This is a genomic window from Photorhabdus heterorhabditis (genome assembly GCF_018448905.1).
GTDB lineage: Bacteria > Pseudomonadota > Gammaproteobacteria > Enterobacterales > Enterobacteriaceae > Photorhabdus > Photorhabdus heterorhabditis.
This window is the reverse complement of record NZ_RCWA01000039.1, coordinates 17,650-40,641: the sequence shown is the minus strand read 5'-3', so window position 1 is coordinate 40,641 and position 22,992 is coordinate 17,650. Positions and strand designations below refer to the sequence as shown.

Annotated in this window: 27 protein-coding genes; 20 read left to right on the top strand and 7 right to left on the bottom strand. The window is 45.4% G+C overall.

Annotation, left to right across the window (positions count from 1 at the left end):
• Positions 1–93 precede the first annotated feature (93 nt).
• From EAE89_RS18815 to sctW, 7 genes are read right to left on the bottom strand one after another with little or no spacing between them, the layout of a single operon-like run.
• A complete protein-coding gene (locus tag EAE89_RS18815; RefSeq protein WP_083451891.1) occupies positions 94–570 on the bottom strand; it encodes an LcrR family type III secretion system chaperone in 477 nt (158 codons plus the stop codon).
• Positions 567–2,639, bottom strand: coding sequence for a type III secretion system export apparatus subunit SctV (gene sctV / locus EAE89_RS18810; protein WP_214086400.1), 2,073 nt, complete (start codon positions 2,637–2,639; stop codon positions 567–569). Before sctV ends, EAE89_RS18815 begins: the two co-directional genes overlap by 4 nt.
• A gap of 47 nt (positions 2,640–2,686) precedes the next feature.
• Positions 2,687–3,016: a type III secretion system chaperone SctY gene (gene sctY / locus EAE89_RS18805; protein ID WP_054477406.1), complete on the bottom strand. Its 330-nt coding sequence runs from the start codon at positions 3,014–3,016 to the stop codon at positions 2,687–2,689.
• 2 nt (positions 3,017–3,018) lie between these two features.
• Complete coding sequence (sctX, locus tag EAE89_RS18800; RefSeq protein ID WP_149616235.1) at positions 3,019–3,384, bottom strand: YscX family type III secretion system protein SctX; 366 nt, start codon at positions 3,382–3,384, stop codon at positions 3,019–3,021.
• Positions 3,381–3,752, bottom strand: a complete 372-nt coding sequence (gene sycN / locus EAE89_RS18795; RefSeq protein WP_054477409.1) for a type III secretion chaperone SycN — start codon at positions 3,750–3,752, stop codon at positions 3,381–3,383. The genes sctX and sycN overlap by 4 nt, the downstream gene beginning before the upstream one ends.
• The gene (locus EAE89_RS18790; protein ID WP_054477411.1) at positions 3,749–4,033 is read right to left on the bottom strand and encodes a TyeA family type III secretion system gatekeeper subunit; all 285 of its coding nucleotides are present in this window, start codon (positions 4,031–4,033) and stop codon (positions 3,749–3,751) included. The genes sycN and EAE89_RS18790 overlap by 4 nt, the downstream gene beginning before the upstream one ends.
• Complete coding sequence (gene sctW, locus EAE89_RS18785) at positions 4,014–4,883, bottom strand: type III secretion system gatekeeper subunit SctW (RefSeq protein WP_054477412.1); 870 nt, start codon at positions 4,881–4,883, stop codon at positions 4,014–4,016. The genes EAE89_RS18790 and sctW overlap by 20 nt, the downstream gene beginning before the upstream one ends.
• A gap of 235 nt (positions 4,884–5,118) precedes the next feature.
• On the opposite strand from sctW, the gene sctN reads away from it, so the two are divergent.
• The 20 genes from sctN to sctI all read left to right on the top strand — a co-directional run bounded on the left by sctN (position 5,119) and on the right by sctI (position 22,973).
• Positions 5,119–6,441, top strand: a complete 1,323-nt coding sequence (sctN, locus tag EAE89_RS18780; protein WP_149616234.1) for a type III secretion system ATPase SctN — start codon at positions 5,119–5,121, stop codon at positions 6,439–6,441.
• The gene (locus EAE89_RS18775) at positions 6,441–6,902 is read left to right on the top strand and encodes a type III secretion protein (protein WP_214086399.1); all 462 of its coding nucleotides are present in this window, start codon (positions 6,441–6,443) and stop codon (positions 6,900–6,902) included. Before sctN ends, EAE89_RS18775 begins: the two co-directional genes overlap by 1 nt.
• Positions 6,903–6,912: 10 nt before the next feature.
• Positions 6,913–8,391: a type III secretion system needle length determinant gene (locus tag EAE89_RS18770; RefSeq protein WP_214086398.1), complete on the top strand. Its 1,479-nt coding sequence runs from the start codon at positions 6,913–6,915 to the stop codon at positions 8,389–8,391.
• Complete coding sequence (gene sctQ, locus EAE89_RS18765; protein WP_214086397.1) at positions 8,388–9,317, top strand: type III secretion system cytoplasmic ring protein SctQ; 930 nt, start codon at positions 8,388–8,390, stop codon at positions 9,315–9,317. Before EAE89_RS18770 ends, sctQ begins: the two co-directional genes overlap by 4 nt.
• Complete coding sequence (gene sctR, locus EAE89_RS18760; RefSeq protein ID WP_054477421.1) at positions 9,314–9,967, top strand: type III secretion system export apparatus subunit SctR; 654 nt, start codon at positions 9,314–9,316, stop codon at positions 9,965–9,967. Before sctQ ends, sctR begins: the two co-directional genes overlap by 4 nt.
• 2 nt (positions 9,968–9,969) lie before the next feature.
• Positions 9,970–10,236: a type III secretion system export apparatus subunit SctS gene (gene sctS, locus EAE89_RS18755; protein WP_021323784.1), complete on the top strand. Its 267-nt coding sequence runs from the start codon at positions 9,970–9,972 to the stop codon at positions 10,234–10,236.
• The gene (gene sctT, locus EAE89_RS18750) at positions 10,233–11,021 is read left to right on the top strand and encodes a type III secretion system export apparatus subunit SctT (RefSeq protein WP_214086396.1); all 789 of its coding nucleotides are present in this window, start codon (positions 10,233–10,235) and stop codon (positions 11,019–11,021) included. The genes sctS and sctT overlap by 4 nt, the downstream gene beginning before the upstream one ends.
• Positions 11,018–12,073 (top strand): type III secretion system export apparatus subunit SctU, encoded by a 1,056-nt coding sequence (gene sctU / locus EAE89_RS18745; RefSeq protein WP_214086395.1) that lies wholly within the window; start codon positions 11,018–11,020, stop codon positions 12,071–12,073. The genes sctT and sctU overlap by 4 nt, the downstream gene beginning before the upstream one ends.
• Before the next feature lie 252 nt (positions 12,074–12,325).
• Positions 12,326–14,356 (top strand): patatin-like phospholipase family protein, encoded by a 2,031-nt coding sequence (locus EAE89_RS18740; protein WP_214086394.1) that lies wholly within the window; start codon positions 12,326–12,328, stop codon positions 14,354–14,356.
• 9 nt (positions 14,357–14,365) lie between these two features.
• Complete coding sequence (locus tag EAE89_RS18735; RefSeq protein ID WP_054477428.1) at positions 14,366–14,764, top strand: type III secretion system chaperone family protein; 399 nt, start codon at positions 14,366–14,368, stop codon at positions 14,762–14,764.
• A gap of 1,186 nt (positions 14,765–15,950) precedes the next feature.
• Complete coding sequence (locus EAE89_RS18730) at positions 15,951–16,769, top strand: helix-turn-helix transcriptional regulator (protein WP_054477431.1); 819 nt, start codon at positions 15,951–15,953, stop codon at positions 16,767–16,769.
• Positions 16,770–16,883: 114 nt separating this feature from the next.
• Positions 16,884–17,720 carry a T3SS regulon anti-activator ExsD domain-containing protein gene (locus tag EAE89_RS18725; RefSeq protein ID WP_054477432.1) on the top strand — a complete coding sequence of 279 codons (837 nt, stop codon included), beginning with the start codon at positions 16,884–16,886 and terminating at the stop codon, positions 17,718–17,720.
• A 15-nt stretch (positions 17,721–17,735) separates the two neighbouring features.
• A complete protein-coding gene (locus EAE89_RS18720; RefSeq protein ID WP_054477433.1) occupies positions 17,736–18,158 on the top strand; it encodes a YscB family type III secretion system chaperone in 423 nt (140 codons plus the stop codon).
• On the top strand, positions 18,146–19,996 hold the full coding sequence (gene sctC / locus EAE89_RS18715; RefSeq protein ID WP_054477435.1) for a type III secretion system outer membrane ring subunit SctC: 1,851 nt from the start codon (positions 18,146–18,148) through the stop codon (positions 19,994–19,996). The genes EAE89_RS18720 and sctC overlap by 13 nt, the downstream gene beginning before the upstream one ends.
• Positions 19,993–21,264, top strand: a complete 1,272-nt coding sequence (gene sctD, locus EAE89_RS18710) for a type III secretion system inner membrane ring subunit SctD (protein WP_214086393.1) — start codon at positions 19,993–19,995, stop codon at positions 21,262–21,264. The genes sctC and sctD overlap by 4 nt, the downstream gene beginning before the upstream one ends.
• The gene (locus EAE89_RS18705; protein WP_188093319.1) at positions 21,261–21,473 is read left to right on the top strand and encodes an EscE/YscE/SsaE family type III secretion system needle protein co-chaperone; all 213 of its coding nucleotides are present in this window, start codon (positions 21,261–21,263) and stop codon (positions 21,471–21,473) included. The genes sctD and EAE89_RS18705 overlap by 4 nt, the downstream gene beginning before the upstream one ends.
• Positions 21,466–21,720 (top strand): type III secretion system needle filament subunit SctF, encoded by a 255-nt coding sequence (gene sctF, locus EAE89_RS18700; protein ID WP_054477439.1) that lies wholly within the window; start codon positions 21,466–21,468, stop codon positions 21,718–21,720. The genes EAE89_RS18705 and sctF overlap by 8 nt, the downstream gene beginning before the upstream one ends.
• A 2-nt stretch (positions 21,721–21,722) precedes the next feature.
• Positions 21,723–22,076 carry a YscG family type III secretion system chaperone gene (locus EAE89_RS18695; RefSeq protein WP_149616226.1) on the top strand — a complete coding sequence of 118 codons (354 nt, stop codon included), beginning with the start codon at positions 21,723–21,725 and terminating at the stop codon, positions 22,074–22,076.
• Positions 22,069–22,635, top strand: a complete 567-nt coding sequence (locus EAE89_RS18690) for a YopR family T3SS polymerization control protein (RefSeq protein ID WP_054477443.1) — start codon at positions 22,069–22,071, stop codon at positions 22,633–22,635. The genes EAE89_RS18695 and EAE89_RS18690 overlap by 8 nt, the downstream gene beginning before the upstream one ends.
• Positions 22,635–22,973: a type III secretion system inner rod subunit SctI gene (gene sctI / locus EAE89_RS18685; protein ID WP_054477445.1), complete on the top strand. Its 339-nt coding sequence runs from the start codon at positions 22,635–22,637 to the stop codon at positions 22,971–22,973. Before EAE89_RS18690 ends, sctI begins: the two co-directional genes overlap by 1 nt.
• Positions 22,974–22,992: the final 19 nt, after the last annotated feature.

The following is a 22,992-nucleotide window of genomic DNA, read 5'->3' as shown; positions in this document are numbered from 1 at the left end:
TGGGGTAGATGCGGACTTTGGTCGCTCTTAACATATTCAGCGCTCATTGATAAAGTGCATTCATTTTAGCCTGTTTTACAGGCAGATATCAATTCAGTCAGGATACGTTGGAGTAGCCAGACCTAAAGCCCTTTGGGCTTTTCGCCTTATATCCCCGCCCGCACTGGGCAAGGGTTTACGGCGGTTTTTGCTAACTTCTAACTCGAACCAGCCAGGTGTTACCTCTCTCGCTCCTGCCCAGCGGTGATAAAATCGAGCCAAACATTCGTCATTAAGGGGTGAATCAACCAAGGTATTAACTTGACCATAAAGCCAACTACCCGGCCCAAGCATTTCCATAGTCACTTTTGCCAATAGATAAAGAGGAGCAAATGGATTAGCAAGTCCCTGGCGTTGCCGGGTTCGGCGCAACATAATGATCCAAACCCTCGGTGCATCATAGCGCCAGGCAATTTCACAGCCTTCACACCGCACACGCCAGCCAAGAGGAATTGAGCTATTCCCCATACAGTGAGGTAGCACCGAATAACCGTGCGCTTCAAACCACGGGGTAAGCGGATCATGATTCATAGACAAACCCTACCAAGAGGCTGAATATTAATCTGTTGAGTCAACTCTTGGTATGAAAGGACTGGTAAACCATGGTGATCACCCTCAATTAACTTACGTACATAGCGACGAATATCCATTGATACGATCAACACTGGCTTATTCTGCATCTGCGTTAAATCGCCTACAGTTTTCTTCATCTGTTCAAGGAAACTTTGAGTCACCGCCGGGTCCAGCGCCAAATAACTCCCTGCACTCGTCTGGCGAATTCCTCCCCGGATCTGTTCTTCTACCTGTTGGTCCAGCAGATAAGCAGGCAGAATGTTATTGCCGTTAGCGTATTTGTAACAAATGTAACGTTTGAGGCTACTACGAATATACTCCGTCAATTGCACCACATCTTTCTCCTTTTGCCCCCATACCACCATGGCTTCGAGAATCGCACGTGTATTGCGAATAGAGATATCCTCTCCTACCAGTCGTTGTAGTATCTCTGTCATCCGTTGCAGTGGGATTATGCGCATAGCCTCCTTGACCAACTCACCATAGCTGCCTTCCATCTGCTCCAAAAGATAACGGGTTTCCTGAACACCAATAAAATCTTCCGCATATTCCCGCAACACATGTGACAAATGCCAAGTTATTACCTGAGACATTGATAAAACCGCCAATCCAGACTTAGATAAACGCTCTTGGTGTGCTTCAGCTACCCACAAAGTAGGTTGATTCGGTAACAACGGCTCTCCTTCCTCATAGGGAATAGCCAACAATTCCAACTGACTGACCGGTTCCTGTACCAGCAAATGTGCCAAACGCAACCGACCACGGGCAACAGGTACCTCTTGTAGTTGGATCAGGTACTCTCCTTCCTTCATACCCTCATTAAAGCGTAAATGGATACCTGGAAATGGGACTCCCAAGTCTAAATAGAGCGCGCGTCGTACCCGTATTAATTCATCATTAAGCGAAATAGCTTCCAGCTCAGCTTGTAACCCAGCATCCACATCAATAAGTAAAGGAACCGTCATAGCGAATTCCTCTTTCTCACTAAGTTTCCCACCTTTGGCCTTACTACCGATCTTAGGCTTAGATTTAGGTTTAGCAGCCGGAGCCCCCGCCCCTTGAGCTAACAAACTAGGAAGGTCAGTTTGCTGGCTAGCGTTGACTTGCCGCTGACGTTGGAACAAAAAATAGCCTCCACCAGTCACCACCAGTGCAAGCATCAAAAAGGTTAATGTAGGGAACCCGGGAATAAGTCCAAACAATACCAATAAAACACCACCAATCAGCAGCGCCTTAGGTTGAGCAATGATCTGCTCGCCAATCTCATTACCCAGATCCAAGGAATCTTCCGATGAAACCCGAGTAACAATGATACCCGCTGTGATAGCAATCAGCAGTGCCGGAACCTGAGCAACCATGCCATCACCAACGGTCAAAATAGCGTAGAGTTGCAATGCCTCAGAAGCTGTCATCCCCTTCTGAGTAACACCTATAGTTATTCCCCCCAAGATGTTGACAAAGATGATGAGGAGACTAGCAATAGCATCACCCTTAACAAATTTCATTGCGCCATCCATTGAACCAAACATCTGGCTCTCTTTTTCGATAATGCTGCGCCTCTCCCTAGCTTCATTGACGTCAATCACTCCAGCACGCATATCTCCGTCAATGCTCATCTGCTTACCGGGCATAGCATCAAGGGAAAAGCGGGCGCTGACCTCAGCCACACGTTCCGAACCTTTGGTTATGACGATGAATTGTACGATAGTGATAATCAGGAAGATCACTATCCCTACTATCAAATTTCCACCAACAACAAAATTACCAAAGGTATAAACAATCTTCCCGGCATCAGCCTGCAAAAGGATCATTCGGGTGGTACTCACTGAAAGCGCCAAGCGAAACAGCGTTGTTACCAACAAAACTGCCGGGAAAGCAGAAAATTGCAAAGGTGAATTTATATAGACCGCCATCATCATTAGCACGACAGAGATAGTCATATTAATGGCGATCAAAATGTCAAGCAGGACAGGAGGAAGTGGCAACACCATCATGAAGACAACAGCCAGCAACAATATTGCTAGCATAATATCTTTACGCTCGCCGAGCAGACTTAATAACTCAAACCCACGATTCACAGTGGCGTCCCTTGGGAGAGATAACGCTGATAAGCACTACGAGCCTCTTCCAAATCTCCCTCTTGTTGGCAGGCTCGGCTGACACAAAGCCAGAGGGCTGCACCTTGTTCTCCCTGCTCCTGTAAGAGCGTACAATGCTCTTTTGCCACACCTCCCCGTTGCAGCTTAAGTAATGAAACTACCAAAGCTCGACGTCCTTCTTGATGCTCAGGATGTAAAGCCAGCAACGCATCCAACAAAATGCGAGCTCGTTCAGGATGACCGTACTGGAGTTGAAGCCAACCTAGCAGTAGCAAAGCGCTCTGCTGTTTAGAACTGAGAGTCATGGTCATACCTTGTGTAACAGATGCAGAGCCATCTGCAACAACTGTTCATCTTGATTCATATTTTCCAACAAGGAAACGGCATTCCGTACCCTAATATCATCACCTTGTTGTAAAGTCGCTCGCAGGCTACTGACAGCCTGACGGAAGTCCTGCGGACGCAACAGAGAATGAAATCCATCTTTTGGGCAAGCAAAGGCCAGTAAAGCCTGATCAGCTTTGTTAGCTGGATAAAGACGTGCAGAATGGGTCTCAACGGATTGACCATCAGGCAATAACGCATAGCGTTCGGGCAAACCAACTGCTATCTCTTCCCGGCTGATCGCCGTCAGTTGCTCAATTCCTATATGGGCGGAAGCGATTCTACTCACGAAGCGAGCACCTCACGCTGTACCCTTAATAAAGAGCAAAATGCCTGATGCAGCAAAGGCAGCGTTATGCACCGTTCATCTAATGTAACAAACAATAACAGACGATCATCCCCCAACCAGCCACAACGCAGAGGCAATTCAGGCCCCAGCCCGCTAAAAGTAAGCGACATTGCCTTAACCATCACGTCGCCCCCCTGATGCCAAGGGATTTCACGGGCCAGCCAAAGCGTTAATAACTCACCATAACGCTCAATCTGTAACGTGCCAGAGTACTCAAAATCTATTTGGATCAAAGGACTGGAAGCATCAGACATTTCCACACCCAAATCCTGACAAAATTGAAGCAATTGTGGCTCTACCCAGTTCATGATGTTCCTTCTCCTGACCACAATTCATCTTCGCTCTCAATTGCCGTATCAAGTGCCGATTGACAAGAATTAAGCAGGTTTTGGCGCTGTTCCTCATCACTAAACACTTCCACCGGAATCAGCCGAATCAATCGTTTCAATTCCCGGTAGAAATGAATTTGAGTTTGGCTATCCTGCAACCCTAAAGCATGACAGAGCATTTCAACATCCCGCACATTGGCCCAGCGTTTCTCGACCAAGGAAACAACATCTCCCATAAGGTCAGAAGGCCCGTATGCCATGACTTTCCCCTTCGATCACGCTTTTCCACAACTGCTCAACCTGAACTGACAAACTGTTAAGCAAACGGAGCTTATGCATGTCACTCATCACGCGCTCCAGCTTCACAGGATCAAGGTGCCGCGGTTGGCTGTCCAGATCAGCACTCAAGGCTTTCATGATAAACCCGGTCACATCCATCACAGAACTACACTTGAAATGGGACTGGATATCCCGCCAAGCAGCCGATAACCCTTGATAATCCATAACTGCATCACGATAGATATTACGCAATGCCTGCAATTCACCCACTCCATCTTGAGCCGCTATTGTCGCATCAGGAGTAATGTGAGCACCTAATTCAATAGCTACACCTTGCTCTTGTGCTAAACGTGACAATTCATGTTCAATCAATGTCAATATAGCGCGTGCTTCTGGCTTACCTGTTAACGCTTCGCGGGCTTGACTTAACGCATAAAATTGCTCACTCACCTCTTCAGAGAAACTCTCTAGGTAAGCTTGTAGCTGAGAAATATTAACCAGTTGACCGTTATTTAAGTGAGAGATCAATGACTTGATCTTTTGTTGACGCTCTAAATCCGGTATCTTCTGAAAATATTCACTTACCAATGCCTCAATTTCCCTCACCCGGGCATGCCCATCACTAACCTTACGTCTGGAGAGCGGCATATCCTTACGTTCCGAAAATGCAAAGGTAAGTTCTTCAGCTGCATCAGCAAAAGATTGGGATGCAGCTACCAGCACCGCTTTTTCTCCCTGAAACTGACCGACCTCCGGTCTCTGTTGTGCTGCAATCCCGGCATCAGGTTCTGGCAAAGTCATCGAATGAAGATGATTTTGGATAATACCCACGGTTTAACCTGTCATATCAGAGTTAATAATGGACAAATTATAAAGATACCAACCCAGTGTCTATGCCAAAATCAGTCGTGAATTTTTAGCAAAATCCGCCAGAAACTGCCCCTAAAGCGATTGGGGAATCGTCATGTCAACTACAACCATTTTCTAAAAACTCCCGACTCAGACTGTAATCCTTCTTTCATTCCCTACTTTATAGTGTTGGTAGTAAAGATTACATATAACGACTATGAAGCTTTCCCTAGACCACATTCCTGGCCAAATGCACCACGCCATTAGGGAATGTCGACTGATTCAGATTCGCGGTAGAGTTACCCAGGTTACAGGCACCCTGCTCAAAGCTGTCATTCCTGGTGTACGGATAGGTGAGCTTTGTCACCTGCGCAATCCTGATAACACATTGTCGCTCTTGGCGGAGGTTATCGGTTTCCAGCAACATCAAGCTCTGTTGACACCACTTGGTGAGATGTTTGGTATCTCTTCGAATACAGAAGTGAGTCCAACTGGTGCTATGCATCAAGTTGGAGTTGGTGATTATCTATTAGGACAAGTCCTTGACGGATTGGGTAACCCATTTTCTGGCGGCCAATTACCAGAGCCACAAACTTGGTATCCAGTTTATCGAGACGCTCCAGCACCAATGAGTCGTAAACGGATTGAACACCCGCTCTCACTTGGAATCAGAGCTATTGATGGCTTGCTAACCTGTGGTGAAGGGCAACGTATGGGGATTTTTGCCGCTGCGGGTGGTGGAAAAAGTACGCTGTTATCTACATTGATTCGTAATGCCGAAGTTGATGTTACCGTGCTAGCACTCATCGGTGAACGAGGTCGAGAAGTACGAGAATTCATCGAATCGGATCTGGGCGAAGAGGGATTAAAACGCTCAGTGCTAGTAGTAGCTACCTCAGATCGCCCAGCAATGGAGAGGGCTAAGGCAGGATTCGTAGCCACGTCAATCGCCGAATATTTCCGCGATCAGGGCAAACGAGTACTACTATTGATGGATTCCGTGACCCGTTTCGCCCGCGCTCAACGAGAAATAGGTCTGGCGGCAGGTGAACCACCAACCCGACGAGGATATCCTCCATCAGTCTTCGCGGCCTTACCACGGTTAATGGAACGTGCGGGTCAATCTGACAAAGGTTCGATTACAGCCCTTTATACTGTATTGGTAGAAGGGGATGACATGACAGAACCTGTGGCAGATGAAACTCGTTCTATCCTAGACGGCCACATTATTCTGTCACGCAAGTTGGCCGCTGCTAATCACTACCCGGCCATTGATGTATTACGTTCGGCTAGCAGGGTGATGAATCAAATTATCACCCCCGCGCACCAAGCTCAGGCCAACCTGTTACGCCACTGGCTAGCTAAATATGAAGAGGTTGAACTTCTGCTCCAGATTGGGGAGTACCAAAAAGGGCAAGATCCTGTTGCCGACAACGCTATTGCGCATATTGAAGCAATACGTGGTTGGTTGCGTCAAGGTACTCATGAGCCAAGTGATCTGCCGCAAACTCTGGCGCTCTTACAACAGATAACGAAATAATGATTGATCGCTTACAACGTATAAAAGCGTTACGTGTCAAACGCGCTGAACAATATCTGTCACTGCAACAAATGAAGCTTCAAACGGCTCATCAGCGACACCAACAAGCCTTGCAAAACGTACAAGATTACTATCAGTGGCGAATAAAAGAAGAACAACGTCTTTTTAAACTGTGTCAAGGCAAACCCATTGACCGCAAAGGGCTTGAGCGTTGGCAGCAACAAGTTGCCCAGTTGCGCGAAAATGAAGCGCAACTGGAGAAGAAAATCGCTGAAATACTCGAACAAGTGGAGCTAGAGTTCCACCAATTACAAGAGTGCCAACGCGTATTGCACCACGCACGCCGTCAACAAGAAAAATTTAATGAATTGAGTCGCCAGAAACAAGAAGCGCTCCGTATCCAAAGTGAATACCAGGAAGAGCTGGAACAAGAAGAGTTCCATCGTCAAGAAAGAGTATAAAACAGAAAGCATGAACCCACTGACAGCTATCGGCAAAGGTGTATCCTCCCTCCCAGAGTCCTCCGTGGCGGCAGACGCAGACTTGCAACGCCGTTTCGAGCTGGCTATCACCTCACACACACGTCAGCCAACACCACCACGGTCGGAACAATCGTTAAATGACACGAAGACAAATAACAGAACAGCGAATTTGCATTCCACGGATGACTCAAATGAGGAACTTTCTTCATTCGACTCCATGCACCTAACAACCAATGACCCGGGTATACATTCTTTACCACAGCCACACCATAGTATCTCTCCCGTTTCACATAATAATAGAGAAGAGAGCCAGGCTAGCCCAAATCAGAGGGAAATCTTACCAACATTTGTTTCTCCCCCTGCGGAGACAATCATTGAACACAAACAGAGAAACACCATAGCTGTACAGAAAGACGCAAACGGTGAACCAGCACATTATCCAATGACTAAAACAACGCCAAACATATTCGCCACCCAACCAGATACACAGCAAACGACTCTCCAGCCACGGCTAAACCGTGATGCACCAACCCTCTCTCAAGGAGGTGATATAAACTCTAGCTACTGGCAAGCTGAACTGGATCAGAAAGAAAATCTATCGGCATCTGTTCATCACCTCAATGAAATCACGATTGAAATAAAACAATCTCTGACACATAAATGGACAGGCTCTCTGGCAATACCTGATCTCCCTACGCGTCAGACAAACCAGAACACCCAACCCATTTCTGATCTAGAACTGGTCGATATCACCTCTACGATTACTTCTTATCCTGACACGGTAGCTATCCCTGTATGGGAAGACCCAAACAATAAACCGACAGACTACCCGGCGACTCGGACAACACCTGATATATCCACACGACCAGACACACAACAAAGGGTAATTCCTCGCCAGCAAGCAGATCTGACTTTACCTATACCTATCTACCATCCCAATGAACTTGGTATTGCAGAAAGCAAGCTCCTCAACGAATTAGAGATGCCCCCTCTGTCGGCGTCGAAGCCAACAGAATCTGACACTCAGCCCTCTTACCCTAACGAATCAGATGGGAAAGGGCTTTTCTTGCCACAAACACAACTCCTGCCAGGAGAGCGCATACTAGCTACGATGCAAGCAGCCTCAGCCTCTTCTCCCCTTTTAGCGGCGCTGATTGATAAACTGGGTATAGAGATTAGTATAGAACTAACACGACATCCACATCCGACGACATTACATCTGACACTGCCTAACCTAGGCGCTCTTGAGATCCAACTAACCAACGAGAATGGCAAACTTCAAATAGAGATTCTGGCGAATCCGACAACCCAACAACTACTGAAGCAGGCACGCTTTGAGTTGCTTGAACGTTTACAGCTCCTTTATCCAACACAAACGATCGAACTCTCTCTTCCCTCTCAAACGGATAGCGAGCATGGTTCACGCCAACGTCGCAACATATATGAAGAATGGGAAGACGATGTATGAATAACCTGACCTTACCCAAAGTCTCACTGGAAGAATTGACCGTGCGTCAAACCTTGAGTCGTCATCAGCAACAATTTAGCTGGGCTAATGGTCACCTCTCCCTGGATGTCGTCTCTCCCCCGCAAACATTGGACAGAGTACTACTTGCCCATTGGAAAGGGCATACATTCTGTTTTTATTGCCATGCAGCTGAACTGAGCCTGTGGCTTACTCCTGAGCTGCAACAAGCGGACTTATCCTCACTTCCTCAGGATCTACTGCTATCACTACTGGAACACCAGAGTAAGATGCTATCCGATCTATCATGGTCAGCACTGCGTACCACATCGGCTCCCTCTTTGTCAATCTGCTTACTATTGCGCTTTGAACGGCAAGGTGCCACATTACCGCTCTGGTTACCAGAACCCTCTCCCTTACTTGCCATATTGCCAAAACGTCAACCGGGCGAATACCTGACCATTCCATTACTACTTTCTCTACAATGGGGAGCAATAAACCTGACCTTGAACGAATTTCGCACCCTGGAATCTGGGGATGTACTGCTATTGTCCCCCCAGCTGCAACCAGATACTCCTCTGTTAGGGTACCTGGAAGGGCGCCCCTGGGCCTACTTTAAATATCATGAATATAAACTGGAGTTAATCACTATGCACACACCCTCTCCTGACAGTCCCAGCAACACTTCGTCAGTAACGGACTTAGACAGCTTAGAGGTTCATGTCAGTTTCGAAGTAGGTCGCCAGATTATTGATTTGCATACACTTACCAGTCTACAACCCGGTTCATTACTTGATCTTGGTATCCCGCCAGATGGCGAAGTGCGTATTCTCGTCAACCAAAAATGCCTCGGCTCAGGAAGGCTAGTGGATATTCAGGGACGTTTGGGAATAAGAGTTGAGCACCTTGCCATGGAAAAAGAATCATGATCCAGCTACCGGACGAGCTAGATCTCATCATCGGACTTGCACTACTATCACTGCTCCCTTTTATTGCCGTGATGGCCACCTCTTTTCTCAAACTGAGTGTGGTATTTTCCTTATTACGTAATGCCTTGGGAGTACAACAAATCCCGCCCAACATGGCTATGTATGGGCTGGCAATTATCCTCACTATCTACGTGATGGCTCCTGTGGGGTTTGCTACTCAGGATTACCTGCGTCAGAACGAAGTTTCATTTAGCAACGCACAATCAGTAGAAAAATTCCTGGAAGAGGGCATGGCGCCTTATCGGAACTTTCTCAAACAACATATTAAGCCCAGTGAACGCACTTTCTTTATCGATAGCACCCGACAAATTTGGCCAAGCCAATACGCAGACCGGCTAGAACCAGACAGCCTGCTAATCTTACTACCAGCCTTTACCGTCAGTGAGTTAACCCGAGCATTTGAAATTGGGTTTCTTCTTTATTTGCCATTTATTGCGATCGATCTCATTATTTCTAATATTCTGCTCGCAATGGGAATGATGATGGTTTCTCCCATGACCATTTCTCTTCCTTTCAAGTTACTACTATTTGTCCTGCTTGATGGCTGGACACGCCTGACACACGGCCTTGTCATCAGTTATGGAAGTTAAATATGAGTAACGCTGACATTCTACATTTCACCAGTCAATCTCTCTGGTTAGTGTTAATCCTTTCCCTGCCACCTGTACTGATGGCTGCCGCAGTGGGAACACTGGTTTCTCTGATCCAAGCACTCACCCAAATACAAGAACAAACATTAGGTTTTGTCATCAAATTAATTGCGGTCATCATCACTCTATTTGCCACTGCTACCTGGCTTGGCAACGAGCTCTACAGCTTCGCCAACATGGCCTTTCTCAAGGTGCCATTGATCAAATGACGCTACAAGAGCTTCAGCAACACATACTTGCCTATACCCTGCTGTTACCACGCATTATGAGTTGTTTCGTGATATTCCCTGTCCTCAGCAAACAGATGCTGGGAGGTGGAATGATTCGTAACAGTGTAGCTTGCTCACTGGCCCTTTATGTTTACCCAACGATAGCCGGTAGCGCCCTGCCCACTTTTGGCAGCCTGGAATTGATGATGCTGCTTGGCAAAGAAGTCTTGCTTGGCTCACTAATCGGCTTTATCGCTTCTATCCCATTTTGGGCCATGGAAGCCACAGGTTTTATTGTGGATAACCAGCGGGGAGCAGCAATGGCTTCAGTACTTAACCCTTCCCTTGGAAGCCAAACTTCACCTACCGGTCTGTTATTAACTCAAACTCTGATCACACTTTTTTTCTCCGGCGGTGCTTTTCTTAGTCTACTTAGTGCCCTATTTCAGAGCTATAACAGTTGGCCGGTAGCCCAGTTCTTCCCCCAAATCACCAACCAGTGGATCAGTTTTTTCTATGGTCAGTTCAGTTATCTGCTACAACTTTGCGCCTTGATGGCTGCCCCCCTGTTAATTGCCATGTTTCTGGCAGAATTTGGATTGGCATTGATTAGCCGTTTTGCTCCCTCTCTCAATGTTTTCGTGTTAGCAATGCCGATCAAGAGTGCAATTGCCAGTCTGCTACTGGTTATCTATATCTGGTTACTGATGCACCATGCCTATGATAAGGTGCTGTTAACCCTCTCTCCTTTGAACATGTTAACCCCGATCCTGGAGGTCCCATGAGTGGAGAGAAAACTGAAAAACCTACGCCCAAGAAACTCAGAGATGCCCGCAAAAAAGGCCAAGTAATCAAGAGTGCTGAAGTAGTATCTACCTCCTTAATCCTGGGACTGATTGGTATGATAATGGTTATGTCTGATTACTATCTGGAACATCTGAGTAAACTGATGTTGATTCCTACTAACCTGCTGGAGAAACCCTTCCCCCAAGCCCTCAATCATGTCGTTGAAAACCTGATGCAGGAACTGGTCTACCTTTGCCTGCCAATTTTGAGCGTTTCCGTTTCATTATCGCTGGTATCACACTTCGCTCAATACGGTTTCCTGCTGAGTGGAAATTCAATCAAACCTGATATTAAAAAAATCAACCCTGTCGAAGGTGCCAAGAGAATTTTTTCTATCAAGAGCCTGGTAGAATTCGTCAAATCAATACTCAAAGTAGGTCTACTCTGTACCCTAATCTGGGTTACTCTGGCAGGTAATCTACAGGGGCTACTAAACCTACCGGAATGCGGGTTAAGATGTATTATTCCGGTACTTGGTATGATGTTAACCCAGCTAATGACTGTATGCGGTATCGGGTTTATTATCATTTCTATTGCCGATTATGCCTTCGAACATTACCAACATATTAAACAGCTCAGAATGAGCAAAGACGAGATTAAACGGGAATATAAAGAAAGTGAAGGCAGCCCAGAGATCAAAAGTAAACGGCGCCAGTTTCACCAGGAATTACAATCAAGCAATATGCGCGCCAGCGTCAAGAATTCATCAGTGATAATTGCTAACCCAACTCACCTAGCCATCGGTATCCGTTATAAGAAAGGAGAAACACCTTTACCTCTCATCACGCTCAAGTTTACCGATGCCCAAGCCCTACAGGTCCGGCGTATTGCCGAGGAAGAAGGTATCCCCGTATTACAGCGAATCCCTCTCGCACGGGCACTTTATCAAGATGGTCTCATCGACCACTATATTCCAGCTGATCTGATCCAAGCCACCGCCGAAGTTCTACGCTGGTTAGATCAATGGCAGGATCGCTCTCCTGAATTATAACCTTCTCCATATATTATTAGACTTTTGATAATGCAAAACCGTCCATACTGATAACACCACAGGTAAATGTTCACTATGTTTCGATCATCGTCGGCAACTCTATTTATTTAAGGTTTGTTCAATTTATAGCTTGTTAAACCACTTTTCTTTTAAGCGACGAAGCAACTTGATAAAAACTCGACTAATTACGTAAAACGATTTGCGTGTCTTGCATTAGTATCTCTCTAAAATTCTTTTGGAGAGTATCTAAAGATGCAAATTCAAATTAATCCTTTAAAAATATCTTCTCCTGCTCATGAAGCAACAAAAAATTATACGTCTCCAACAAACGTTACCAAAGACCCCGTAGTTCAAAGTCTCACCAATGCTTTGAAAAGTGCAGCGGCAACTTTACGTCTCCCAGCCGAGACGGCCGTTCGTAACCTAATCCAGTCTCCAGCCGCACGGGGCAACGCCACTGTTATGGCAGAAGATGCTGGAAAACGACACATTACGTTAAAACAATTTGAAAATGGTAGTGTCAGCCTGGAGTTGAATCGCCCGCCATTAACTAGCCTGGTACTCAGTGGAGGAGGAGCTAAAGGCGCCGCCTATCCCGGAGCTATCAAAGCCTTAGAAGAGCAGGGAATGTTAAAAGGCATCCGTACCATGTCAGGTTCTTCTGCGGGCGGGATTACTGCCGCACTATTGGCATCGGGTATGAATGCGGCAGGCTTTAAAAAACTTTCTGATGAAATGGACCTAATTTCCTTGTTAGATAAACCCAACAGCAAGACACAATCAAACTCGCCCCCTATCACCCGCTCCGGTAAACAGTTTGCGGGTCCTTTTGGCGCACTAGGAAAGCTGGTTGACCTACTTTATAAGCTGCTTCCGCGTATACAGTCCAAAGCTATACCACTGGAAAAAGTTATCCGCCAGGAATCCGCTAAATCAATGCTAAAGCAGATAGCAGCCCACCCAGAACTTTCCAATAAACCTGACATTACGTCCATCCGTGATCGGCTCAGCAATGGGGGAGGAGTAACATTTAAAGATTTGGATATTCTGAGTAAACACATTCCCGAAATAAAATCACTGAATATTACCGGAACCGCAATGTTTGATGGTAAACCACAAATGGTCGTTTTCAGCTCAACGCTCACCCCATACATGGAAATTGCGCGTGCTGCCCATATTTCAGGCTCTTTCCCCATCGTATTTTCCAAACCTGAAGAGCACAGCCAACCTTTCCAGACAGAACAAGAAATTACCCAATTCCAAGACGGCGGTGTGATGTTAAACGTACCGGTCCCTGAGATGATCAACCCACATCATCAACACTCTCCTATTCGGCAAAATGATAATCTGATCCTGGAATTTGAAGGAGAGAAGGTACATGTACCAGCCAAAGGTAGCCTTGGCTCCACAATAGTAGATTGGATCGTCGGTGCACCTGTAACCGCCAGAAGTGCATTACAGGTCAAGGATCTGAAAACGTACAAAGAACAAACCGTCACAGTCCCGCTAAAAACAGAGATGGGTGATTTTAGCAATACGCTCAGCGGAACGTTGAATTTCACCATGAGCGGCGAGATAAAAAACCACCTACAAGAAAAGCTGAGTTCCACAGTAACAGAACACTTGCAGAATCGGGAAAAACAAACAGAACAGCACCGTTTTGATAACCTGGAACAAGCATTACTATCTCTGGATGATGAAATGTTCTCAGCTGTTACGGCACAATCCCGAGAAGCAACCTCAGACATTGCGCAATTCCGTGCTGAAGCCCGGGAATTCCTGTCTGAATTAGCGGCTGTGATTATCAGTGAAGAGAACGATCATCAGTTAACCATGACCCCATTCATGCAATCTACATTGCAGAAACTGGATGCCTTAGCGACGACACCTGAGCGTAAAGCATGGATTGCTGGCGAATTGAATCAGAGCGATAACCCAATATTCCAACGATTACTCAGTGCCAGTGCAGGGGAAAAAATTGACTCCCCTGTATTAGGACAAGCACTGACAGAAGCAAGACGCAGAGATGTCGCTAATATTGCGTTGAATATTACACGTGAAGTCGTTTATCCATCATTATTCCGAATGGGACAACCGGCCTCTAATATCGCACTATTACGTAAAGTCGAACATAGCCTTGCCAGAGCAACAACCGCCGAGCAAGTCAATCAAGCTCTCACAGAACTGGCGGATAACTATGGAGCAAGAATGAAACCTTGGAAAAAACCGTTCTCTTCAACAACGGTAGAACTGGCTAAAGCCTGGATGATCAAAACGGCATAGGAATAATATATGTTACAAGAATGGTTAAAAAAATATCAACTAGAGTTGCCTGTAGCGGGAGAAACGCTGTGTATCAAAAACAAACAAGCTCCCGATGTCCTGCTAGAACGGTTTGATGAGAATTATTTGCTAGCAGTGAAATTAGGTGATTATCCAGGTAAAGTTCTGCAAGGCGTTATGCTGCAATTATTGCAAGTGAACAATCCCTTTTCAACTTTATACCCTGTACGGCTCACTGCTGATGTTGCCGGGGATTTGCTACTATGGCTGCCCCTTTCCACAGAAGCAACAGAAGACGAATGTGATTCTGCTTATCATAAATTACTTGATGGTCACCAAGCCCTAAGTCCTATATTAAATCCACCTGACGACGACATTACTAAACCAACGGAGATGATGTTTGTTTAATTCAGATAAACATCACCACCGTGAATACAGTAAACATAATATAATATGAATTGAGCATTGGCGTTAAAGTATTTCCCAATGCTCAATGCAAACAAAAATGACTCAGGCTATCGTTACCAAATTGTATAATTACAATAAGTTTGAGATAAAACAATAAGTTTAAGATAAAACAATAAATTTAATAAAAATTACCAATGATGGCGTAGTATTCTTTAAACGATATTAAAATAAACAATTCAATGCGCTTGGGTTGATTTCTTATTTTTATTTATCAATCAAATCGTTCAAACCAAATTTGAATTTCTTATCAAATGATCTATTATTATGCGAGGACTATTTGAGCTATTAAGTTTCATTTTATACTGATTTTGTATCTTTTAATCAATAACATTCAGCTAATCATTACAATAATTGACATATTCTGAATTATTTATACATCATTTGAAATAAAAAGGAGAAAATTTAAGTCTGGATAAAAACTCAGTTTATACCTAATGGATTTCAAGATGCATCGCGACGGCAAGGGAACGAATCCCCGGGAGCATATACCCAATAGATTTCAAGTTGCAGTGCGGCGGCAAGAGAACGCATCCCCAGGAGCATAGATAACTATGTGACTGGGGTAAGTGAACGCAGCCAACAAAGCAGCAGCTTGAAAGATGAAGGGTATAGATAACTCTGTGACCAGGGTGAGTGAGTGCCGCCAACAAAGAGGCAACTTGAAAGATGACGGGTATATGACTAACTGCTTATCCATTAGGTTATCTTATTTATTTGCTGCGTTGTTTTAATGTAATAACAATGCAAATCTGAGCAGTGTTTACTACTCATACATAAGAATGTCATTCAAAAAAACGGTATGCAACAATTCACACTTACTGAGATAAACGCTAAGAATACTAAATCTATAGGTACTTGTTATTATGAATAAAAATTTATCACTTTTTATCTATCGTTTATAAAACGTAAAAATAATACTATTATTTAGGTAGGGATAGTAAACCCACCAAAAGAAAAACTATTTTAATCAAAAGGCATTACAATTCACTATCCAATTTAAGTATGCAAAATTATTCTTCCTGTCTATTACAGGTAGTAAAATTAAAGAAAACATATAGTTAATATCAATAAAAATAACGTGATTTATATTTTTTTAAGACAACACCAATAGATCCAGGACAATAAAATGAACGGCATCATAACATCAGGGAAAGGAATGGATATCACTCTATTCCAGAGTAGCATGCCTGCCTTCAACGTTATAGAACATCATCAGGAAGGGATATATATCCTGCTCGAAGGTGAAATGACATGGCAGGACAGTACCAATACCTACGATATCTCCCGCAACGAGCTGCTTTTTGTTCGTCGTGGCAGTTATGCAGCAAAAACTCGTAGTAATACCTGTAAGGTACTCTGGTTGCCTCTGAGTACAACTTTTCTTCACGGTTTTCTGCAACGTTTTGGTACTCTACTTAGTGAAGTCGAACGACACAATGTGCCAATGCCCGAATTAATTACATTTACCTCATCCCCTCTATTATCTCAAAGTATTCACGGACTGGTTGATCTATTGGCTCATGATTACCCTCCAGCCTTGGGTCAACTAAGAACAGAAGAATTGCTATTGTTGTTAGCATTTGGGGAGCAAGGTACTTTGCTCATGTCAGTGTTACGACAACTAAGCAATCGCCAAGTAGAACGTCTGCAAAGTTTTATGGAAAATCACTACCTCAAAGAGTGGAAACTCAGCGAATTTGCGAAAGAATTCGGTATGGGATTAACCACTTTCAAAGAGCTGTTTCGTTCTGTATACGGAATATCACCACGGGCCTGGATCAGTGAGCGCCGTATTCTTTATGCACATCAGCTACTCCTCAATAGCGAAATGAGTATTGTTGATATCTCTATGGAAGCTGGATTCTCCAGTCAATCCTACTTTACTCAAAGCTACCGACGGCGCTTTGATTGTACCCCCAGTCGGGCCAGATATGGCAAAGAGTAACGATTGGCTAAAATAATCTGACGTTTTTTACAAGTTAACCATTGGCCTGACAGATAAAATAAGGCCATTCCTAATTTAATCGACAAAAGTGACTAGCAGCAAGATGAGCATAGCATGAGCCAGCAAGACCATAATCAGACTCGAACCAGCATGTTTCTTGGTCGCAAAATCTCTGTCATGCAGTCTGGGATTCCGCGCCGGGATCAATTACTCGGAAAATCACAGGCAGCTCAGTGTCAGACTGCTGACATTATCAATAGCCAGCAGTCTGTTTTATTACAACGTCTCCTACCAAGACACCGTCTGGAAAGCTTGGTGAAATCGGTCTGGTTTCGCCGAAGATTAAATTGTGGGCAAATTTTGAGACGTGATGAACTACAACAACTCATCAGAGCAGCTACGCAACCAGAATGCGACTGGAATAAAGTACTGGGCGACCACATTAACCTAGCCGACAAATGTCTTTTACAGCACTGGGTACTACAGCCACTATTTAACTGGTGGCTCTGCCTGCTAGAACCAGAGATTGAACTCTGGTTCACCGAACTTGAACAGTTACAGATTCAAGAACGGCAATTACGTGCTAAAGCACATTTTTGGCAGCAAGCTGAAAACGTACCATCACAATATCGGGAACGACATCAGCAAGAGGTTATATCCTTGCAAACAGAGCTTAACCAACGCAAGCAACAGCTAGAAAAACAGCTAGTTACAATTGAAACCCAAGCCCGCGAAGCATGGCCAAATTGGTTTACTGGGCTAGATGCACTCCAGACCGACGGCAACCTGATGGCTTTTATGCCAGTACCCAAAGCATTGTCATCATGTTGGGCTTGGTTAGCGGCCGTAGAATGTGACTCCGAGGCGGCCAACCATTTGCAACAATGGCTTTGTGCCCAGGCTTTATGTTTACCACAGGACAATTTTTACTGGCAATCGACGATAGCCTAATTATTCAGAGGAAACATGCAAACTCTACTCAATCATTTGGCCAATCACTTAGGCCATAAGCCTTTTGTTTCCGACAGACAAGGACACTACCATCTGCACATTGATAACTACAACCTGTTCCTTCGCCAACAGGGAACCGAACTTGTGTTATCCAGTCCGCTAAACTGGCGTCATAACCTAAAAGATCCGACAAGCGCTGAATTACTAAAAATATTACTTCAACAAGTCACTCACTGGGGACGCTATGCTCCTCAAGCACTCGTCCTGGATGAATCAGAGAATCTTATTCTGGAAGCACGTCTTGATCCTGACAATCTGGATGTTCAAATACTGGAACAGATGATAGCCATGCATATCGACCTACTGGAACAGGTAATGATTTTATTACCAGAAACGCCATCTGCCCCACCATGGAAACAGGTAATATGGCAGCCATGAAGCAGTTCCAACGGATATGCCGTTTCTTACTGTTGTCATTAAGTATCAGCGGAATGATGCTCCCCTCTGCATTTAGCCAGGATCTAGACTGGTTGCCCACACCTTATAACTATCTGGCTAAAGGAGAAAGCCTACGGGATGTGCTGGTTAATTTTGGTGCTAACTATGAAGCATCAGTGATTGTCAGTGATAAAGTGACTGATCAGGTTAGCGGTCATTTTGAGCAAGATAGTCCTCAGGCATTCCTGCAACATTTATCTTCTCTCTACAATCTGGTCTGGTACTACGATGGAAGTGTGCTTTATGTATTCAAAAATAGCGAAATACAATCGCGTCTCTTTAAGCTTGAACAGACCAACGCAGCAGAATTAAAGCAGGTATTAATACGTGCTGGCATCTGGGAATCACGCTTTGGTTGGCGCCCTGACTCAACCAACCAACTAGTTTACGTATCTGGCCCTCCCCGCTATCTTGAACTGGTCGATCAGACCGCTTCTGCATTAGAACAACAGTCACTATTACGTAGCGAAAAAACGGGCGCATTAACCATAGAAATGTTCCCACTTAAATACGCTTCAGTTGTCGATCGCAAGATCCAGTATCGTGATACCAATATTGAAGCTCCGGGTATAGCCACCATCCTCTCCCGCCTGCTTAGTGATGCCAATGTCACTACTGTCACTGGTGAAAAGTCATCATCTATGGGAGGAAACCATTCAAGCCGTGCTGTCATACAAGCAGAACCCGCTTTAAATGCAATCATTGTACGAGACAATCCTGAAAGGATGTCCATGTATGCGCATTTAATCAATGCACTGGATAAACCATTAGCTCGTATTGAAGTTGCCCTTTCCATCGTTGACATCAACGCGGACAATCTCTCAGAGTTGGGTGTCGACTGGCAGGTAGGCATCAACACCGGTCCACGTCATGTGATTGATATTACAACCTCAGCTAGGGAAAGAGAGAAGAGCGGAGGAAAAAGCGAAAGCCCCAGTTCAACTGCATTGGGTAGTTTAGTCGACCGCCGTGGCCTGGATTATTTACTGGCCAAAATAACCTTGTTAGAAAGCAAAGGCAGTGCTCAGGTAGTTTCCCGCCCGACACTTCTCACTCAGGAGAACACCCAGGCAGTCATTGACCACAATGAAACCTATTACGTAAAAGTTGAAGGTGAGCGGGTGGCTGAACTTAAGAGTCTTACCTATGGCACCATGCTACGCATGACGCCCAGAGTCGTCAAAATAGGAGATGCCCCTGAAATCAGTTTAAATCTACACATTGAAGATGGTAACCAGAAACCCAATAGTTCAGGCTTAGGTAGCATTCCTACAATTAACCGAACCATTGTCGATACAGTTGCCCGGGTTGGGCATGGTCAAAGCCTGCTAATCGGCGGGATCTACCGTGATGAGATGAGTGAAACTGTACGCAAAGTACCATTCTTAGGCGACATCCCCTACTTGGGTGTCTTGTTCCGCACTACCACTGAACAGGTCAGACGATCAGTACGATTGTTCATTATTGAACCACGACTAATTGATAGCGGAATAGCTAATTATCTGGCTTTGGGTAACGGTCAGGATCTACGTACCGGATTACTGGCAACACAAGATATCTCTAATCAGAGCATTTCTCTGAGTAAAGCACTAAGTAGTGCACAATGCCAACCATTATCCCCTGCCCGTCAAGTACAAGAAACGTTACGGCAAGCAGGTAAAAGCTCATTTCTGGCCTCATGCCGAATGGGCAAAGTTTATGGATGGAGAATCATCGAACAACAATGTTCACTTAAGGATAATTGGTGCGTTCGTGCACAAAATAAGGCGAGCAGATGAGTTGGAAAATTCGCTTTTACCGCGGGCTAAATAAAAGTATTGAGGTCAATTTAGCTGAAGGACGTCTAACCATCGGCTCCGACCCTCTACAAGCAGACATCGTCCTGGTAGATGAGGATGTTGCCCCTGTGCATCTCATCTTAGAAGTAGAACCAGACGCAATCCGTCTGTTGGAATGGGCTGGTGAAGCACCACCAAATCAGAACGGCGAACCGTTGTCGCCGGGTGCCTTATTGCAAGCGCTGGCCCGTCAGGAAGCAGGCCCATTGCTATGGGCTTTCTGTGACCAACAACATACCTTCCCAAACCAACTTGCCGAGCCAGTGACAACCCCATACCAGCACCCCGCCCGACAAAATCGCAACCGAGTCGCCGGCTGGATGTTGGTATCCTGTTTGGTACTGGCACTCGGTTTTCTGGCTCTACTTGGGCATGAAGGATGGAAAAGAAGCAACACGTCCAATGGTATAGCCGAGCAAGAACTACGCCGTTTTCTTAATGACGACTCAGCCTATCGTCAAGTTAGTGTACAAATGACACCTAATAACGGGCCTCTACTGATAAAGGGTTATGTGGACCGCAACCACCATCGGCTGGTACTGCAACAATATCTTGATACTCACCCTCTTAATTACCGCCTAGAGTTACGTACTATGGAAGAATTACTTCAGGGAGTAGATTTCATCTTACAGAAATTAGGTTATACCCACATCCAAAGCAGCAATAGCAAACAACCTGGTTGGATTCGCCTTACCGGAGAATTAACTGATGCTGACCAGAACTGGAATGACATCGAATCACTGCTTAAACGCGACGTTCCTGGATTGCTTGGCATAGAAAACCAGACGATGCAAACCGGTAGCCATCTCAAGAGACTACATACGCTACTGGCTAAACATGATTTACCCAGCACACTAACCTATCAGGATAAAAGTGATCGTATCGAGTTCACAGGTCAATTGGATGAACACCAAACTCACAGCTTCTACCGCTTACAGCAAGTATTTCAACAAGAGTTCGGTAACCGGCCAGCTCTGGTATTACTGAATAACAACCGGCTCTCCCGCCATGATGAACTGAACTTCGATGTCCGAGCAGTTTCCTTGGGACGCGTACCCTATGTGGTACTAAAAAATAACCTGCGTTACCCGGTTGGAGCAACGACAGAAAATGGTTTAAGGATCGAAGCAATCCGCAACGATGCCATTGTCATTATCAAAGGTGAACAGCAATTTATCATCAAACTTAACAGGAGCCCCGCTTTATGATGACATCCCTGGAGGCCCGACTGTTCGGTGCTGATCCCGATTATGTCAACGAAATACAACACCGCCTCTCTCAGGCGCTAAACGATATCAAACAACGCTTGAGACGTGGAGGTTCGGTACAAGAATACCAACAGTGGCAGTTGGAAGCTGATGCCATCCAAGCTGCAATGACAATACTTAACACAACAGAAGGGGGCCATCATGGCTAAAATTTTTGAACACACAGGCACAGTCAATACACTCGATCAGGTTGCTGAAAAGCTTAGTACCCAAGCCAACACAGCTAACACCGACGTTAGTAATGCAATCACCGCTCTTAATAGCGGCCCTGATAACCCCGCGTTGCTGGCTGAATTGCAACACAAGATTAACAAGTGGTCGGTAATCTACAACATTAATTCTACTGTCACCCGGTCTATGAAAGACCTGATGCAGGGTATATTACAGAAGATCTAATCATGACACGTTCACTCAAAGGGTTACTGGCAGATATTGCTCTGGTTGGAAGCGGTCATCACTGCCATAACGAAGCCAACATTATTGCCGATTGGCTGATGTCAAGCGATGAAGGACAAGAAGCAGCAAGCCTGATTCGGCTCTCTTCTTTGACGAACCAAGGTAAATATCAACAGGCTCTGGATTTTGGCCGGGACCTTCCCTGGTCTGGCCTCGAACCTTGGTTAGCTTTGTGTGAGTGGCGTCTGGGGCTGGCATCAGCTCTGGAACAAAGGCTGACGCGAATGGCGGGCAGTGACGATCCACAATTGCTCTCCTTTGTTGACGGCATGCGGGAACAACTGACTCATGAATAGGATAGAAGGGTCATCCTATAACACCGTGTCGCAACCAACGACACAGACTCCGGTCAGCTCTGGGCATCAACACAGCTTCGAGCAAGCACTGGAAATCCTGCCCGATCAGCAAATGCTGAAAGAGCGGCAGCAACGCTGGATTCAGGGCGAACCGCTGGAAACTGTCTTAGGCGACTTCGATTCAACGACACAGCGTAAAACTATCTGGCAGTGGTATCAGACCTTATCGCCTGAAAGCCAACCTTCGCAACATGCCCAGTTAGAGGCCAAACTTACTACCCCTGTCCAAGAACGCTTGTGGTCGCAGTTTGGTGGCTTGGCATTGCCCGTCAACCCATCCCTAGATATACCAGAACTCAGAGCAATTGTTCGTGAATTCGCGCCTACAGGCCGCCAACAGGAAACCGTACTTCTCAAGGTACTGGGTAAAATTGAACCGTTAGCAGGTAATGAGTACCTGAATGACCTAATCCAACGTGAGTTAAAAACACTGATCCCCCGTAACGGTATGATGGATAACCTGCTACGAAACTCACACAAACTCGATTTGGAGGAATAATGGACCTACCACAAATAAGCGAGACACTGATAACCAACCTGGATGAACTCAACACACCTCAGGCCAGTGCCGAAAATATTGCCCGTTTTGAACTTGCTATGTCCAATCAAAATCAGGGAATTGAAAACAACCTGATCAGTGAATTGGGTCAGCTCAAACAACAGATTACTCAAGCTAAACAAGAACTGGAAACACAGCTAGCTATCCCTGGCAGTGATCCCAATAGCCTGATGCAAATGCAGTGGTCTCTGATGCGCATCACCCTGCAAGAAGAGCTGATTGCCAAAACGGTAGGACGACTCAATCAAAACGTTGAAACTCTAATGAAAGCCCAGTGAGGAGTTGTGAAGAAACCCT